This is a genomic window from Paenibacillus sp. J22P169 (assembly GCF_059691995.1).
The window spans coordinates 18,727-35,220 of sequence record NZ_JCAUAO010000011.1; the positions used below are offsets into that span (position 1 = coordinate 18,727).

Consider the following 16,494-nt stretch of genomic DNA (forward strand, 5'->3'; position numbering starts at 1 on the left):
AGACGCGAGTCGTCAAAAGTGTGGTGCGAGGCAGGGTTAGATGCCCTACAACGTATTAAAGGATTTAATTATATGGTCTTGATTCAAAGGCCGTATACTTAAGAACTTTAGTGAGAGGGTGGATTTTATATGTCATATCGCCAACGTTTATCCTTATTAATATTCATTGACTCTTTTATCGTATTAACGTCTATTTTTGTTAGCCGATTTCTATTGAGTGCAGATTTACATGTCGTAACGGTTCCGATGGTTGTGAGTTCCATTACGCTGCTGCTGAGTCATCATATATTTTCATTCAGGTATAAGCTTTATAAAAAAGCATGGGAATATGCGAGTATAGCAGAATTAATGTTCATTGTTAAAGCAGTAAGCTTCTCTATGATTGTGGTCGCGTGTATCCAGCAAGTCATAGCTCAGGATATTTCTTTCCGTCTGCTAGCTGTAACCTGGATGATTCACATTTTGCTAATTGGCGGATCTCGTTTTTGTTGGCGGCTATTTCGTAATACGTATATCAAAAAAGCAGGAAAAAGACGCACATTGGTCGTTGGTGCTGGTTCCGCAGGCCTAATGGTTGCCAGGCAACTGATTAAGAACAACGATGCAGAGCTTGAGCCAGTTGCCTTTATTGATGATAATGCACGCATACATAATCTAGATATTCTTGGAATACCTGTTGTAGGTGGGATTAATCAGATTGAACGAACTGTGAAAGAGATGCAAATTGATAATATCATTATTGCTATCCCTTCTCTTGGTAAAAAGGAACTTAACAACATCGTTCAAGAATGTGCCAAAACGACGGCCAAAACACAAACCTTGCCCATGTTAGAAGATCTTGTTACGGGGAAGCTTTCGGTTAATCAATTCATGGACGTTCATGTTGAGGATCTATTAGGCCGAGAACCGATCCAACTTGATATCGAAAGTATTTCCGAGTTTGTCACGCATAAAGTGGTCTTGGTAACTGGTGCAGGAGGCTCTATTGGCTCTGAAATCTGCAGACAGGTTTCTAAGTTCCAGCCTAGCAAGCTCATCTTATTAGGACATGGAGAGAACAGTATTTATTCAATAGAAATGGAATTGAAGGACATATGTGAATACGCACAAACGGAATTTATTACAGAAATTGCAGACATTCAGGATTCCCGAAAAATGATGGCCATCATGAATAAGCATCGACCTGATGTTGTGTATCACGCAGCTGCTCATAAACATGTTCCACTAATGGAACGAAATCCAGAAGAAGCAGTGAAGAACAATGTAATTGGAACGATGAATGTTGCCATTGCGGCGAGCAAGTACGATGTGAATACATTTGTTATGATCTCAACGGATAAAGCGGTTAATCCAACTAGCGTCATGGGAGCCACGAAGCGTATGGCCGAAATGATCATTCAAGACATGGATAAAAGCAGTACTACAAAATTCGTAGCGGTTCGTTTCGGTAACGTCTTGGGGAGCAGGGGCAGTGTCATCCCAAGGTTTAAGCATCAAATTGAAAAAGGCGGTCCAGTGTCAGTCACCCACCCTGATATGATTCGCTATTTCATGACGATCCCAGAAGCATCTCGGCTCGTTATGCAAGCTGGCGCATTAGCCAAGGGAGGAGAAATTTTTGTCCTCGATATGGGTGAGCCCGTAAAAATTGTTGATTTGGCCAAAAATCTAATTAAGCTTTCGGGTAACTCGGTGGAAGATATCGGTATTGAATTCACCGGAATGCGGCCTGGAGAGAAGCTTTATGAGGAGCTACTAAAGGCTGATGAAATCGAAGAACAACAAGTATATCCGAAGATTTATATCGGTAAAACAGCGGATCTATTTATGGATGAAATCAAAGAGATCATATCCATTTACAGCACGTTAGATAAGGAAAGCTTAAGAGAGCATTTGCTTAATATCGGTAATAGTAATGTCATTCTTTTATCCAAGAAACTATCATCTGTAGGCTGAAAAGGAGCAATCACTTATGAAAGTTAGAAAAGCCATTATTCCAGCTGCTGGTCTGGGGACAAGATTCCTACCTGCAACCAAGGCAATGCCAAAGGAAATGCTGCCCATTGTTGATAAACCGACCATTCAATATATTGTTGAAGAAGCTGTTGAATCGGGCATTGAAGATATTATCATTGTGACGGGTAAAGGGAAAAGAGCTATTGAGGATCACTTTGATAATTCATTCGAGCTTGAGCAAAATTTATTAGAAAAGCAGAAGTTTGAGCTACTATCAGAAGTGAAAAAGTCATCCAATGTGGATATTCATTATATTCGTCAGAAGGAGCCCAAGGGATTAGGGCATGCCATCTGGTGTGCACGCAAGTTTATTGGTAATGAGCCATTCGCCGTATTACTTGGAGATGACATTGTTCGAGCGGATAAGCCTTGCTTGCAGCAATTGATGGAACAATATGAATATCATGATGCATCCATTATTGGCGTGAAGCACGTTCCTGATGAAGAGGTATCCCGATATGGGATCGTGGATGGCTTTGAGTTGGAGAACCGCCTACATAGCGTTAATCATCTTGTTGAAAAGCCACTCAAAGAGTTAGCACCTTCCAATTTAGCGATCATGGGGCGTTATATTTTAACACCTAAAATTTTCGAGATCCTTAATAACCAGCAACCAGGGGCTGGAGGCGAGATCCAGTTAACCGATGCGATCGCACAACTAAATCGGATTGAATCGGTATATGCGTACGAATTTGAAGGTACCCGTTATGATGTCGGGGAGAAAATGGGATTCATTCAAACGACGATCGAATATGCGTTACAGCGTAAAGATTTAAGATACGGGTTAATGAAATATCTGTCCGAACTCATGGAGAAAGAATTAATTAAATAGGTGATGCCACGATGTCTAGAAAAGTGCTGTTTTGCGCAACGGTTGATTATCACTTCAGGGCTTTTCACCTACCTTACTTAAAATGGTTCAAGGATCAGGGCTTCGAGATTCATGTTGCTGCTAGCGGGAATATAGAGCTCCCCTATGTCGATGTGAAGTTTGACATTCCGATACAGAGAACGCCTCTCCACCGTGCAAATCTAGATGCTTATATTGCATTGAAGTCAATCCTTGCTGCGAACAATTATGATATCATCCATTGTCATACGCCAATGGGGGGCGTATTAGCTCGTTTAGCTGCACGATCTGCTCGTAAGAGGGGGACGAAGGTCATTTATACCGCGCATGGCTTTCATTTTTGCCAAGGTGCCCCTTTGTTTCATTGGTTAGCTTATTATCCGCTAGAGAAATTCTTATCTTATTTTACGGATTGTTTGATTACGATTAATGAGGAAGATTACAAGCTTGCTAGGAATCGGCGATTCCGTGCTACTCGCATAGAACATGTGCATGGAGTTGGCGTTAATACAGCGCGTTTTCAACAGATAGACGAATCGCATAGAGCTGAAAGAAAAGTATCCATGGGCTATCAACCAGAGGATATTCTTTTATTTTATGCGGCAGAATTTAATCAGAACAAGAATCAGCAGCAACTCATACGAGCATTAGCTTTAATTCGAAAGGAAGCTCCTCATGTCAAACTTCTGCTCGCTGGAGAAGGAGCACTACAAGTGCAATGTCAAGAGCTTGCTAAGGAGCTTCAAGTTGCCCATCTAGTGGATTTTCTCGGTTATCGTAAGGATATCGATCGCTTGCTGCCTATGTGTGATATTGCCGTTGCATCCAGCCTTCGTGAAGGGTTACCAGTGAACATTATGGAAGCGATGGCATGCGGACTCCCCATCGTTGCGAGTAATAACAGAGGTCACAGAGAACTTGTGCACGATGGAGGTAACGGCTGGTTAACCTCCCCTAATGATCACGAAGGCATGGCAGAGAAGCTCCTGCTCCTAGCTTGTGATCAAGAATTACGAATAAAATTAGGAGCTAGTGGTAGAAAAATGGTTGAAGACAAATACGCAATTGAGCAAGTATTGCATCAAAAAAGTGCGATATATTCCCGATTTATGGACGAAAAGGTGGAGGTCATGTGGGCGATCCAATAAGAATTCTGCATGTCGTTGTAAATATGAATAGGGGTGGAGCAGAGACCCTTCTAATGAATTTATATCGAAATGTAGATCGTACGAAAATTCAATTTGATTTTCTTACTTGTAAAGCAGGTGCCTATGATTCCGAGATTACCGAGATGGGAGGGATTATTCATAGAATCCCCTATGTGTCGGATATTGGCCATGCGAAATATATCCAAGCATTAGATCAATTCTTTGTTAATCATGCGAACTACAGAATTGTTCATGCTCATATGGATAAAATGAGCGGTTTTGTGTTGCGTTCGGCCAAAAGGGCTGATATTCCCATTCGTATAGCACATAGTCACAATACAAGCAGTGAAGGTGGCCTAGCGGCTAAAGCTTATAAATGGCTTGCAGGTACATTTATCGCTTCCTGCGCCACTCATTTTGTGGCTTGTTCCAATAAAGCAGCACAGTGGTTATTCACTAACCAGCGCAACAAAGTTGTGCTGATGAAGAATGGGATCGAGAGTGAGCAATTTGCCTATTCACCCTTGGTAAGGGAAGAGATAAGACGAGAGCTTCAGATTGCACCTGAGTCTTTCGTACTGGGGCATGTCGGCAGATTCAATTATCAGAAGAATCACACCTTTCTCCTGGATGTGTTTGCCCAATTGAATAGAGAGAAACCAGATACGATTCTATTATTGGCAGGTGATGGACCATTGCGGGAAGAGATCGAGAGAAAAGCAAAGGCTCTTGATTTGCAGCATAAAGTCAAATTCCTAGGCGTGCGAAGTGATATCTCCCGCTTACTCCAGGGACTCGATATGTTTGTATTTCCCTCTTTACATGAAGGTTTGCCTGTAACTCTTATTGAGGCACAAGGTGCTGGCTTGCCTTGCATGATCTCGGATGAGATTACGCAGGAAGTGGATATGGGCATTCAATTGGTAGAGAGATTGCCGCTGTCTGACAAAGAGATTTGGGTCCATCAGATGAAGCAAGTAATGGTAAGAAACAAGTCTAGACATATTCCGGCTTTATCCTTATCTAACCAAGGGTACGATATTCGCAATACAGCGGCTTGGACGGAAGGCTTTTATCTAGGCATATCGAGGTGATGAGATGAAAAAACTTACTATTTTTACTCCAACATATAATCGGGCGTATTGTCTTCCGGTTTGTTATGAGAGCTTGAAGAAGCAAACTTCTAAAGATTTCGTATGGCTCATTATAGACGATGGCTCTACAGATGATACGCAACAGGTCGTTGCAGGGTGGATCGAGGAGAACATGATTCAGATCCGATACCACCGACAGGATAACCAAGGCATGCATGGCGCCCACAATACAGCGTATCAATTGATTGATACAGAACTGAATGTATGTATTGATTCGGATGACTACATGCCGCCAGATGCTGTAGAACACATCCTCACTTTCTGGAAGAAACATGGCAGCGAGCGGGTTAGCGGTATTATTGGGCTGGATTCCTTTACGGATGGGCGGGTTATTGGAACCCGATTACCTGAGGCGCTGAAGACTTCGACTTTGTTTGAATTATACAGCAAACATCGCGTGACAGGTGATAAGAAACTAGTTTATCGAAGCGAGTTAACACGAGCTTATCCATACCCCATTTTCGAAAACGAGAAATACGTGGGTCTTGCCTATAAATATTTCATGCTAGACAAGCAGTATGAAATGCTCCTCATGAATGAGGTGCTTTGCTGTGTCGAATACTTACCGGATGGCTCCTCAATGAACATGCTGAGACAGTATCTCAGAAATCCGAAAGGGTTTGCCTTTTATCGAAAAGAACTTATGAAACTCCCTCTAGCAAGCCTGATGTTTAAATATAAACAGTCCATTCACTTTGTATCCAGCAGTATAATCTCAGGTAATCGTCGATTCATGACGGAAACCCCGGCTAAACTCCTCACATTGCTGGCTATTCCTTTTGGCGTCCTTCTCTATTGGTATGTAAGCAGGAAAACAAGGATCTCATAAGATCTGAAAGGAACCTTATATGGCTATTATTTGGCTTAACTTAGTCGTTGTCTATATCGCATCCTATTTCTCCAGGCATATAGCCAAGCCTGTACTTAGCAGCACTGGGGCACCATGGATGAAGCCTAATCAATGGTTGACGGCACTGGTAATGGCAACATTCGTCCTTATCGCCGGACTTCGCAACAATATAGGAGATACATTTTTTTATATGTACTCCTATAAGCTAAGTAATTTTACATGGGCAGAAGTAAAAGCAGAGAAAGATATTGGTTTCGGTATTTTACAAATGATATTGAAATCAATCACAGATAATCCTCAGTTGTTAATTTTTATTACGGCCATGGTGACAAATGTACTTATTGTCTATGTGTTATACAAGTATTCAAAGCTATTTGAACTAAGTATTTATATCTACATTACATCAGGACTCTATATTGTTTCGATGAACGGAGTTCGGCAATTTTTGGCTTCTGCTATTGTTTTCGCGGCAACCAAATTTCTATTTGAAGGAAACTGGAAAAAGTATTTCCTTGTCGTGGGCTTCGCGTCCTTCTTTCATGGTAGCGCACTAATCCTTATTCCCATTTATTACATTGTGAGAAGAAGGGCTTGGACATCCTCTACGATTGTACTCTTGGTAGGTTCTGTGATTTTGATTCTAGGATACGGTGTCATTTCCAATGTTATTTTTTCAGCCATTCAAGATACACATTATAGTGAGTATCAGAATTTTCAAGAGGGCGGAGCTAACATCATTCGAGTTGCGATTAGCGCAGTGCCACTAGTATTCGCCTATTTAGGAAGAAACAAGCTTAGAGAAATATTTCCACATGGTGACTATGTGGTCAACATGTCTCTATTGAATTTTGTTGTCATGGCCATCGCCACACAGAATTGGATTTTCGCTAGGTTTACCATCTATTTTGGCCTATACAATGTGATCCTTATGTCATGGGTTATAAGCCTATTTGTTAAGAAACAGCAGAAATTAGTCTATTTCGCGATCATCGGTTTTTACTTGATCTACTTCTATTATGAGAATGTTGTGACTCTGAACATTATATACAAAAGTGATTTTCTAAAATTCTGAGTATCAAGTAGGAGGGGGATTCAGTTGTCGATCCTAGTAACAGGTGGAGCTGGCTATATTGGGAGTCACACGTGTGTGGAGTTATTAAATGCAGGGTACGAAATCGTAGTTGTTGATAATCTTAGCAACAGCAGCTCTGAATCCATAAGAAGGGTGAAGGAGCTAGCAGGAAAAGATTTCGAGTTCTACCCTATTAATCTGTTACATCGACAGGATCTGGAGATCGTCTTTAGACGTTATCAAATAGAAGCTGTGATTCATCTAGCTGGCCTGAAGGCCGTCGGTGAATCGGTATCCTTGCCGCTGCGCTACTACCAAAATAATATCTCAGGTTCGATTGTGCTTTATGAGCTTATGCAGGAGTATGGGGTGAAGAACATCGTGTTCAGTTCATCAGCAACTGTGTACGGGACGTCTGAAAGTGTTCCAATTTCGGAAAACACTCCATTAGGTGCAACCAATGCTTATGGGCGAACAAAGCTGATGATCGAGGAAATGATGCGAGATCTTCATGTATCAGATCCGACCTGGAGTATTGCGCTGCTGCGCTATTTTAACCCAATTGGTGCACATAACAGCGGACGATTAGGAGAGAATCCCAATGGTATCCCTAATAATTTGATGCCATATATCACGCAGGTTGCGGTAGGTGAGTTGAAAGAGCTCCAGGTATATGGGAATGATTATGCCACATCCGATGGTACCGGAGTAAGAGATTATATCCATGTAGTAGATCTAGCCCGCGGTCACTTGAAGGCGCTGGAGAAGGTTATGTCAACCACTGGGGTGGAGGCGTACAATCTGGGGACTGGACAGGGATATAGTGTACTTGAAATGGTTTCTGCTTTTGAACGTGTAACTGGCAGGAAAGTTCCATACAGGATAACTGCGCGGAGAGCCGGTGACATCGGTGTATGTTACTCGGATCCAACCAAGGCTGAACGAGAACTGGGATGGATTGCACACAAGGGAATTGAAGAGATGTGTTTAGATTCATGGCGTTGGCAAACTTACAACCCACAAGGTTATCTAGAGGAAAATGAAGTGGCTGAAGTGGCAGCAAATCTATGAATAGCATTCGAAGAATTAAAGAGCTTATCTATTCTGTCATATCCGCTTCACTGGAATGATCTTAAGGAGGAACAGTTTTGTCAATGGTTAGTGCAATGAGTCTAAAGAGACTTCAGAATTGGTATGCGCTGTTGCGACAAGGAATGATTGTATCTACCTGGTCTATCAAGGTGTTTCGATCAGACAGTATTATCTCAACAGAGCCACAGCATCATAAATTAACAATACCTAGTTTACAAGCATCAGATGTGACGGATGTACCCGCTGAGTTTGTTGCTGATCCATTTATCATCCAACACGAATCTGACTTTTTTCTTTTCTTTGAAATATTAAATAAGGCATCTGGGCAAGGTGAAATTGGCGTTGCAACGAGTACAGATGGCGTTACATGGAAGTACGGTAGAGTCGTGCTGCGTGAGAAATTCCATTTGTCCTATCCACAAGTATTTATATATAATAACGAATTTTACATGCTGCCTGAAACAGCCGAATCGGATCGCGTAATTTTATATAAAGCCAAAAATTTCCCCTATGAATGGGAAGTTGATTGTGACCTATTAAAGGGCAATTATTTGGATCCTTCGATTGTACATTTCAATGGCAAATGGTGGATATTTACGGGAACAGAAGAGGACAGTTTCCATTTGTTCTACTCGGACCAGTTAAAAGGCACTTGGTCGGAGCACCCTCAAAGTCCAATCATATCAAATAACGACAAAATTAGTAGGCCCGGAGGCAGGCTCATTATTTCAGATGGATGTGTGCATAGGTATACACAAGCGGACTATCCACACTATGGCGAATCTGTCAGAGTATTTAAAGTGAATAAGCTCACTGAGCATGAATATGAGGAAGAAGAGGTTTCTCTTATTTTGAGTGGCTCGAAGGAAGATAAAGACTGGCGTAAGGATGGCATGCACCATATTGACCAGTTAAAGCTTAAGGATAATCAATGGTTAATTGCAGTTGATGGGCATACGTTTAAAAATGTAAATTATATTCTTTGGAAGCTGGATCGGATAAAATCAAAGCTATTTAGTCAAGATCAGTAGGAGAAGATCCCATGAAGCGTGTATTTGATTTATTTGTCGCGGTAACTTTACTCATATTGTTTCTTCCGATTATCGGAGTTGTTGCGATCCTAGTGAGGATGAAGTTGGGATCGCCAATTATTTTTAAACAGCAGAGGCCAGGATTACATGTGAAACCTATTCGAATATTAAAGTTTCGCACAATGACAGATGCCACAGACAAAGATGGAAGACTATTACCTGATTCAATTCGATTAACACCTTTTGGTGAATTTCTTCGAAAGTATAGCCTGGATGAATTATTACAATTGATAAATGTGATAAAAGGTGATTTAAGTTTGGTCGGCCCCAGACCACTATTAAACGAATATTTGTCATTATACACAGTAGAACAAGCCAAAAGACACAACGTTAGACCTGGAATTACAGGTTGGGCACAGGTAAATGGGAGAAATGCGATCTCATGGGAAGAAAAGTTTAATCTAGATTTATGGTATGTTGAAAATCAAAGCTTTCTACTTGATTTGAAAATATTAGTTTTAACATTAAGTAAAGTACTGAGATCAGAAGGAATTCAGAACGGTAAACATGCAACAATGCCAATGTTTGAAGGGAGCATGAAAAATGTTGAACAATAAGATAAATATTTTGTTTACGAGCTCGGGTAGAAGACTATCCTTATTACAACAATTTAAGAAGACGTTCATTCAATATGGTATTAATGGGAGCATAATTACTGCTGATTTAAGACTTACGGCACCTACCGCTTTTATTAGTGATAAGCACTACATTGTACCGAGAGTTACTGATCCTAATTACATGACGAGATTATTAGAGATTTGCCGAAATGAAAAGATTGATATTATTATTCCTCTAATCGACACGGAATTAATGGTTTTATCGGAAAATGAAAAAGTATTTGAAGAAATTGGTGTTAAGTTACTTGTTTCAAGTAAAGAGCTGAACGAAATTTCAGGCGATAAAATAAAGACATACCAGTTTTTTCAAGAAAGAAATATTTCAACTCCGAAAGTTTTTACCGAAGATGAAATTAATAATAAGCAGTATCAATTTCCGCTATTAATTAAGCCTCTCGATGGAAGTTCGAGCGTTGGGGTTACGAAAATCAATAACGAAAAAGAATTGCTATTTTTTAAGGACTATATTCCCAATGCCATGATTCAGGAATTCGTAACGGGTACCGAGTATACGGTTGATGTGATGCTTGATTTTAGCGGAAACATTCGTACTATCGTTCCAAGATTACGAATTGAAACTAGGGCTGGAGAAGTAAGTAAGGGAGTAACGAAGAAAGATGATGACATTATCGCTGCCGTCCAACACGTAGTCAATTTATTACCAGGTCCAGTTGGATGTATTACCTTACAATGCTTCAAAAAGATCGATGGGGAGATTACCTTTATCGAAATTAATCCTCGTTTTGGCGGGGGAATCCCACTTTCTATTGAGGCTGGAGCAAATTTCCCATTGTGGGTCCTCCAAATGTGCAGTGGTGAGAATTTCACCGAAGGGGATTATTCTTGGAGAGGAAATTTGACGATGCTTAGATATGATGATGCCATATTTACGGAGAGTATTCAACATGACCTGTAATGCATTGGTGTTTGATATGGACGATACTTTATATGAAGAAAGACATTATGTGAGCAGTGGTTTTGCAGCAATTGATCGTTGGTTGATCAATACGTATAACCTTTTTGGTTTCTACGAAACAGCAATGGAGTTATTTAATTCAGGTGAAAAAAAATTAATTTTTAATAAAACATTAAATAAGCTCAAGATAGTTTATGATGATTCGACAATTAATGAGATGGTAGAGGTTTATCGCTCTCATAAGCCAGATATTCAGTTATCAACGGATGCCATTTGGATCCTTGACAAGGTGAGGGAAACTGTAAGGATTGGTTTAATTTCAGATGGTTATTTAATTTCACAGGAAAAGAAAGTAGAAGCCCTTAAGCTCGTTGAAAAATTCCATTCCGTTATTCTTACTGATAAATTAGGTAGGGAAAATTGGAAGCCTAGCCTTGTTCCCTATGAACAAGCAAGCCAAGAATTAGGTGTTCCACATAGTCAGTGCGTGTACATAGGTGATAATGTTAATAAAGATTTTTATGCTGCAAAGAAACTCGGATGGACAACTATTCAAATTGATCGTAAAGATGGTATATATTCCGGAATACCTGCAGAAGAGGAATTTACGGCTCATTATAAAATTGATAATTTAAAAAATCTCACGGAATTACCTATGCTCAAACATATGTTTACTGAAGGTGCTGAATAGCACTTTTTTGTATTGTATCCTAATGGAAAAGGGTGTTCATATATCATGTTTACCAACAAAAAAAGAATCTATCTTTCCCCCCCGCATATGAGTGGTAATGAATTAACGTATATCCATGACGCCTTTGATACAAATTGGATCGCTCCGCTAGGTCCGCATGTCGATGCTTTCGAAAAAGAGCTAGCAACTTATGCAGGTCTTGTTGATGCGGCAGCAGTTAGTTCGGGAACAGCGGCCATTCATCTTGCCTTGCGATTATTGGATGTTACAGAAGGGGATACCGTTTTTTGTTCAAGTTTAACTTTTGTGGCTAGTGCTAATCCAATTGTCTATTTAGGAGCTACGCCTATTTTTATCGATTCAGAGCCTGAAACGTGGAATATGTCCCCGCAGGCTTTGGAACGTGCTTTGAATGAGGCATCTCGTAATGGGAAATTGCCTAAAGCCGTTATTGTCGTTAATTTATATGGTCAAATTGCCAAAATGGACGAAATCTCTGCCTTATGCAAATCGTTTCAAGTACCAATCGTTGAAGACGCGGCAGAATCCTTAGGATCGACCTATAAAGGAAGAGCAAGCGGATCATTTGGAAAGTTTGGCATCTATTCCTTCAATGGCAATAAGATTATTTCCACATCAGGCGGAGGTATGCTGGTATCTAATGATATTGAGGGGCTGAACAAGGCGCGCTTTCTAGCCACACAGGCACGAGACTATGCGCCACATTATCAGCATAGCCAGATAGGCTACAACTATCGTATGAGTAACGTATTGGCAGGAATTGGCCGCGCGCAGCTTGCCGTTTTGGAAGAGAGAGTCCTTGCTAGACGGGGGGTATTTGAACGCTATTATCACGAATTAGCACATTTACCAGGCATTCAATTTATGCCGGAGTTAGCGAATACGCGATCTAATAGATGGCTGACCGCATTGACAATCGACGCGAAGGAAGCCGGCGTAACGGTGGAGTCATTAATAAATGTCCTAGCGGAAGAGAATATCGAGGCTCGTCCAGTATGGAAACCGCTGCATATGCAGCCGCTATTCGAGGGGGTTGCCTATTATCCGCATAGTGATAATGACAGTGTGTCGGAGCGATTATTCCAATCAGGTTTATGCTTGCCATCGGGTTCTAGCATGACGGAAGAAGAGCAAGATCGAGTTATTGCTTGTATTCAGAAATCTATAAAAAAAGCCAAGAGTATCAGTGCTTAAGTAAGGGTTTGTCTACTTATTTTCATCCATTTTGGCGCGATGATGAATGATTTTCTGAAATAAGGTTATTTTCATTTGTATGTCAAGACAGTCTCGATAGAGGATATAATTGTAGTCATGCATGAATTTATGGTACGCATGTATCACCTTTTTCCATACGTTGATCCCAAATGAGGTCATAGCATGATTCCCCCTTCTGTACAAACGTATGAGTAAATAGATAAATCTATTCAAGTATTACTAAATACTGTCTTGCTGTTCTTTATTGAGAATCATAGATGAGGAGGCTATAATCATGTGCGGAATTGTGGGATATATCGGGAGTCAGGATGCGAAGGAGATTTTGGTAAAAGGATTAGAAAAACTAGAATATCGAGGGTATGATTCTTCGGGGATTGCGATTTTAAACGACAGCGGCTTACATCTGTATAAAGAGAAAGGCAGGATTGCGGCGCTTCGGGAAGTTATCGACCCTGAGCAAGAGGCGCGGGTGGGCATAGGTCACACGAGGTGGGCGACACATGGCAAACCAAGCCGTCGCAATGCACATCCGCATCAAAGTAATAACGGCCGATTTACGGTTGTACATAATGGTGTCATTGAAAATTATCCAGAGTTGAAAGAGAAATCTCTTGCGCATATCCCCTTCTCTAGCGATACGGACACAGAAGTCATTGTACACAAGATGGAGCAATTGGTGGAGACGGGGCTCTCCGTAGAAGAGGCTTTCCGGCTGCTGCTTCTAGAAATTAAAGGCTCTTACGCTGTTGCCATATTAGATAGTCAGGACACGGAAACGATTTATGTTGGTAAAAATAAGAGTCCATTGCTCATTGGGCTGGGCTCAGATTTCCATGTCATCGCAAGCGATGCGATGGCGATGCTCCAGTTAACCAATCAATTCGTCGAATTGATGGATGAAGAGATGGTTATTCTTCACCAGCATGCCAAGACAATCAAAAACTTGAATGGAGAAATCATTCACAGAAGACCTTTTCAAGTAAAGCTGGACGCCAGCGATATGGAGAAAGGTCTATATCCGCACTATATGCTGAAGGAAATTGATGAACAACCATTGGTTATTCGCAAGGTGATTTCCAAATATCAGGATAGCCAAGGTGGAATCCGAATTGACCCACAGTTGCGTGAACGCATGAAGATGGTGGATCGCATCTATATCATCGCTTGCGGAACCAGTTATCATGCAGGCTTGGTAGGTAAGCAACTGATCGAGAAGATCGCAGAAATTCCTGTTGAAACACATATTGCCAGCGAGTTTCTGTATAATAGGCCAATTCTCTCTGCAAATCCACTGTTTATCTTTATTTCGCAGAGTGGTGAGACAGCAGATAGCAGGGGGGGATTGGTAGCGATTAAACAGATGGGTTATCCGAGTGTAACGATAACTAACGTACCAGGTTCAACGTTATCTCGCGAAGCCGATTATACGTTGCTGACACATGCAGGGCCGGAGATTGCGGTGGCATCAACCAAAGCTTACACAGCGCAGATTGCCGTATTAGCTTTACTTGCCTTCGACAGTGTAAGAGGAATTGGGCAGTTACTGGACATCAATCCTTTCCATGAGTTGAGCATCGCCGCGAACGCGATGGAAATATTAATTAATAAGAAAGAGATGATGGAAGAGGTCGTTTGGCAATATCTCACTTCCTCGCGGAATTGTTTTTTTATCGGTCGGGGTGTAGATTATTATGTTGCTTTAGAAGGCGCGTTAAAGCTTAAGGAGATTTCCTACATTCAAGCTGAAGGGTTTGCAGGTGGAGAGCTCAAGCATGGCACAATTGCTTTAGTGGAGGAGGGGACGCCAGCCATTGCACTCATCACGCAGTCTCATATTCGCGCGAATGTTCGAAGCAATGTGCAAGAAATGATGGCTCGTGGCGCTCATGTGTGTATGATTAGCATGGAAGGAACAGAGGAGAGAAGTGATCAGATTGTTCTGCCTGCCGTTCATGAGCTTCTAACTCCCTTGGTTTCCGTTATACCCTTACAATTAATCGCGTATTACGCAGCCAAATATCGAGGCTGTGATATTGATAAGCCTAGAAATCTAGCCAAAAGTGTCACTGTGGAGTGATGATAACGATGATTGGACACAACATATCGAGTATTCGTAAGCAAAGGGGGTATACATTGTCCGAGCTTTCGGAACGGACAGGTATTTCCAAGTCCTATTTAAGTAATATTGAGAGAAATTTGAAACAAAATCCTTCCATTCATGTGATAGAGAAAATCGCGTTGGTTCTCAAGGTTGATTTGAAAATACTCTTAAAAATTGCTGTTGAAGTGGAAACCAACCAGCAGCATGATCAGGAGTGGATGGATTTTGTTGCGGATTTAAAAAAGTCAGGAATCAAAAAGGAACGGATCCATGAGTTGAAAATTTTAATAGAGTTTATGAAATGGCATAATGATAATGTAACTTAGTTTTGAAGGGATATGGGCATATGAATGTTAAAATAGGTATGCAAATTTTCGGAACTGCGAAGAAGATGGTTAAGGAACAACGGTCTTCTAAAAGTCCAATCATTAGACTTGGAGTATCCATCTTGTGTGTTTTGTGGAATGCATCCAAAACTGCGATACGCGTGTGTGTCGATACAAATTATCGCTCTATCCTTCTTTTGAAGTTGCTAAACTCTAAAAATGTTCATCAAACAACGTCCCTTACCTATATGGATCGGTACCCTACAATCTTCTCAGCATGTCGCGACTATTTTAATGGTAAACAAGATCTAAAGATACTTTCTTATGGGTGCTCGACAGGAGAAGAAGTTCTAACCCTTCGTAAATATTTTCCTACTGCGCAAATAATAGGTGCAGATATTAACAAAAGCAATCTTGAAATATGCAGAAAGCTTCCTGTAGACGAGAAAATTACCTTTGTATATTCTAAACTTAGTGAAATTCAAAAGTATGGAGATTTCGATGCAATTTTCTGCATGGCTGTTTTGCAACGAAAGCCCCATTACATTGCAGAAAAAGGCATCAATAATCTAAATAAAATCTATCCCTTTGAAAAGTTTGAGCGACAGATTTTAGAGTTCAATGAGCTGATCAAACCCCAAGGATTACTGATTGTGCACTTCACGCAATATTCAGTTTGGGACACTACTGTAGCCTCTAAGTATGAAGCTTTAGGTAATCATAATCAAAATGATTATTTATCACCAGTATTTGATAAAAATAGCGATGTAGTAAGAAATCCAGCCCTAATGAACAGTATTTTTATTAAATTGCACAAATAAAATCCTAAAATATAGATTAAAGGTAGGGAAGTAAAAACTAGCCCCTTAGGGGGCTAGTTTTGTTCTTTATTAGGAACAATATTTGTTCTTTACAAGGAATTCTGTTATACTAATAAGAGCAACTACTACATTTAAATAAGGGAAGATCTAATATGATTGGTAAACGTGTACAACAATTAAGGAAAGAGAAGGGCTTGTCCCTCACGGAATTAGCTGAACGGGCAGGCGTGGCTAAATCCTATATTAGCAGCCTGGAGCGAGATATCCAGAAGAATCCTTCTATTCAGTTCCTAGAAAAGATTGCAGCTGTATTAAAGGTGCCTGTCGACCGACTTATTGATGATCAGGAAGAAATCGTTGCAGGTGAACGAGAGTTAGATGAGGAATGGTATGAAATCATTAAAGAAGCGATGACTTCTGGTGTAGATAAGCAGCAATTTCGGGAGTTTTTAGATTTTAACAAATGGAGAATGAAGCGACCTAACGATGAATAACTAACGTTGCTTTACGAAT

At 40.7% G+C, this 16,494-nt stretch carries 17 protein-coding genes; 16 read left to right on the forward strand and 1 reads right to left on the reverse strand.

Going from position 1 to position 16,494, the window contains the following annotated elements:
- Positions 1 to 129 precede the first annotated feature (129 nt).
- From AC58QG_RS30955 to AC58QG_RS31010, 12 genes are all read left to right on the forward strand, one after another.
- On the forward strand, positions 130 to 1,956 hold the full coding sequence (locus AC58QG_RS30955) for a polysaccharide biosynthesis protein (RefSeq protein WP_497365893.1): 1,827 nt from the start codon (positions 130 to 132) through the stop codon (positions 1,954 to 1,956).
- A gap of 16 nt (positions 1,957 to 1,972) precedes the next feature.
- Complete coding sequence (gene galU, locus AC58QG_RS30960) at positions 1,973 to 2,848, forward strand: UTP--glucose-1-phosphate uridylyltransferase GalU (protein WP_497365894.1); 876 nt, start codon at positions 1,973 to 1,975, stop codon at positions 2,846 to 2,848.
- A gap of 11 nt (positions 2,849 to 2,859) precedes the next feature.
- Entirely contained in the window at positions 2,860 to 4,014 is a 1,155-nt protein-coding gene (locus tag AC58QG_RS30965; protein WP_497365895.1) for a glycosyltransferase family 4 protein, read from the forward strand.
- On the forward strand, positions 3,999 to 5,108 hold the full coding sequence (locus AC58QG_RS30970) for a glycosyltransferase family 1 protein (RefSeq protein WP_497365896.1): 1,110 nt from the start codon (positions 3,999 to 4,001) through the stop codon (positions 5,106 to 5,108). The genes AC58QG_RS30965 and AC58QG_RS30970 overlap by 16 nt, the downstream gene beginning before the upstream one ends.
- A 4-nt stretch (positions 5,109 to 5,112) precedes the next feature.
- Positions 5,113 to 5,997: a glycosyltransferase family 2 protein gene (locus AC58QG_RS30975; protein ID WP_497365897.1), complete on the forward strand. Its 885-nt coding sequence runs from the start codon at positions 5,113 to 5,115 to the stop codon at positions 5,995 to 5,997.
- Positions 5,998 to 6,016: 19 nt separating this feature from the next.
- Complete coding sequence (locus tag AC58QG_RS30980) at positions 6,017 to 7,090, forward strand: EpsG family protein (protein WP_497365898.1); 1,074 nt, start codon at positions 6,017 to 6,019, stop codon at positions 7,088 to 7,090.
- A gap of 24 nt (positions 7,091 to 7,114) precedes the next feature.
- Positions 7,115 to 8,161 (forward strand): UDP-glucose 4-epimerase GalE, encoded by a 1,047-nt coding sequence (gene galE / locus AC58QG_RS30985; RefSeq protein ID WP_497365899.1) that lies wholly within the window; start codon positions 7,115 to 7,117, stop codon positions 8,159 to 8,161.
- An 83-nt stretch (positions 8,162 to 8,244) separates the two neighbouring features.
- A complete protein-coding gene (locus tag AC58QG_RS30990) occupies positions 8,245 to 9,213 on the forward strand; it encodes a glucosamine inositolphosphorylceramide transferase family protein (protein WP_497366023.1) in 969 nt (322 codons plus the stop codon).
- 11 nt (positions 9,214 to 9,224) lie between these two features.
- On the forward strand, positions 9,225 to 9,830 hold the full coding sequence (locus tag AC58QG_RS30995) for a sugar transferase (protein ID WP_497365900.1): 606 nt from the start codon (positions 9,225 to 9,227) through the stop codon (positions 9,828 to 9,830).
- The gene (locus AC58QG_RS31000; protein ID WP_497365901.1) at positions 9,817 to 10,806 is read left to right on the forward strand and encodes an ATP-grasp domain-containing protein; all 990 of its coding nucleotides are present in this window, start codon (positions 9,817 to 9,819) and stop codon (positions 10,804 to 10,806) included. Before AC58QG_RS30995 ends, AC58QG_RS31000 begins: the two co-directional genes overlap by 14 nt.
- Entirely contained in the window at positions 10,796 to 11,497 is a 702-nt protein-coding gene (locus AC58QG_RS31005) for an HAD family hydrolase (protein WP_497365902.1), read from the forward strand. Before AC58QG_RS31000 ends, AC58QG_RS31005 begins: the two co-directional genes overlap by 11 nt.
- Positions 11,498 to 11,542: 45 nt before the next feature.
- Positions 11,543 to 12,712, forward strand: a complete 1,170-nt coding sequence (locus tag AC58QG_RS31010; RefSeq protein ID WP_497365903.1) for a DegT/DnrJ/EryC1/StrS family aminotransferase — start codon at positions 11,543 to 11,545, stop codon at positions 12,710 to 12,712.
- 12 nt (positions 12,713 to 12,724) lie between these two features.
- Here the strand turns inward: AC58QG_RS31010 and AC58QG_RS31015 are convergent, their stop codons facing one another.
- Complete coding sequence (locus AC58QG_RS31015; RefSeq protein ID WP_497365904.1) at positions 12,725 to 12,892, reverse strand: hypothetical protein; 168 nt, start codon at positions 12,890 to 12,892, stop codon at positions 12,725 to 12,727.
- Between the two features lie 115 nt (positions 12,893 to 13,007).
- Between AC58QG_RS31015 and glmS the strand changes: the two genes are divergently transcribed.
- From glmS to AC58QG_RS31035, 4 genes are all read left to right on the forward strand, one after another.
- Entirely contained in the window at positions 13,008 to 14,810 is a 1,803-nt protein-coding gene (gene glmS, locus AC58QG_RS31020) for a glutamine--fructose-6-phosphate transaminase (isomerizing) (protein WP_497365905.1), read from the forward strand.
- An 8-nt stretch (positions 14,811 to 14,818) separates the two neighbouring features.
- Positions 14,819 to 15,160 carry a helix-turn-helix domain-containing protein gene (locus AC58QG_RS31025; protein ID WP_497365906.1) on the forward strand — a complete coding sequence of 114 codons (342 nt, stop codon included), beginning with the start codon at positions 14,819 to 14,821 and terminating at the stop codon, positions 15,158 to 15,160.
- A gap of 20 nt (positions 15,161 to 15,180) precedes the next feature.
- Positions 15,181 to 15,981 (forward strand): class I SAM-dependent methyltransferase, encoded by an 801-nt coding sequence (locus AC58QG_RS31030; RefSeq protein WP_497365907.1) that lies wholly within the window; start codon positions 15,181 to 15,183, stop codon positions 15,979 to 15,981.
- Positions 15,982 to 16,133: 152 nt separating this feature from the next.
- Positions 16,134 to 16,475 (forward strand): helix-turn-helix domain-containing protein, encoded by a 342-nt coding sequence (locus AC58QG_RS31035; protein ID WP_497365908.1) that lies wholly within the window; start codon positions 16,134 to 16,136, stop codon positions 16,473 to 16,475.
- The last annotated feature ends 19 nt before the right edge of the window (positions 16,476 to 16,494 follow it).

Excerpts from the sequence above, each read along its gene's own strand:
- AC58QG_RS30955 (WP_497365893.1), top strand. The coding sequence starts at position 130 with ATGTCATATCGCCAACGTTTATCCTTATTAATATTCATTGACTCTTTT.
- galU (WP_497365894.1), top strand. The coding sequence starts at position 1,973 with ATGAAAGTTAGAAAAGCCATTATTCCAGCTGCTGGTCTGGGGACAAGA.
- AC58QG_RS30965 (WP_497365895.1), top strand. The coding sequence starts at position 2,860 with ATGTCTAGAAAAGTGCTGTTTTGCGCAACGGTTGATTATCACTTCAGG.
- AC58QG_RS30975 (WP_497365897.1), top strand. The coding sequence starts at position 5,113 with ATGAAAAAACTTACTATTTTTACTCCAACATATAATCGGGCGTATTGT.
- AC58QG_RS30980 (WP_497365898.1), top strand. The coding sequence starts at position 6,017 with ATGGCTATTATTTGGCTTAACTTAGTCGTTGTCTATATCGCATCCTAT.
- AC58QG_RS30990 (WP_497366023.1), top strand. The coding sequence starts at position 8,245 with ATGGTTAGTGCAATGAGTCTAAAGAGACTTCAGAATTGGTATGCGCTG.
- AC58QG_RS30995 (WP_497365900.1), top strand. The coding sequence starts at position 9,225 with ATGAAGCGTGTATTTGATTTATTTGTCGCGGTAACTTTACTCATATTG.
- AC58QG_RS31000 (WP_497365901.1), top strand. The coding sequence starts at position 9,817 with ATGTTGAACAATAAGATAAATATTTTGTTTACGAGCTCGGGTAGAAGA.
- AC58QG_RS31005 (WP_497365902.1), top strand. The coding sequence starts at position 10,796 with ATGACCTGTAATGCATTGGTGTTTGATATGGACGATACTTTATATGAA.
- AC58QG_RS31010 (WP_497365903.1), top strand. The coding sequence starts at position 11,543 with ATGTTTACCAACAAAAAAAGAATCTATCTTTCCCCCCCGCATATGAGT.
- AC58QG_RS31015 (WP_497365904.1), bottom strand. The coding sequence starts at position 12,892 with ATGACCTCATTTGGGATCAACGTATGGAAAAAGGTGATACATGCGTAC.
- glmS (WP_497365905.1), top strand. The coding sequence starts at position 13,008 with ATGTGCGGAATTGTGGGATATATCGGGAGTCAGGATGCGAAGGAGATT.
- AC58QG_RS31025 (WP_497365906.1), top strand. The coding sequence starts at position 14,819 with ATGATTGGACACAACATATCGAGTATTCGTAAGCAAAGGGGGTATACA.
- AC58QG_RS31030 (WP_497365907.1), top strand. The coding sequence starts at position 15,181 with ATGAATGTTAAAATAGGTATGCAAATTTTCGGAACTGCGAAGAAGATG.
- AC58QG_RS31035 (WP_497365908.1), top strand. The coding sequence starts at position 16,134 with ATGATTGGTAAACGTGTACAACAATTAAGGAAAGAGAAGGGCTTGTCC.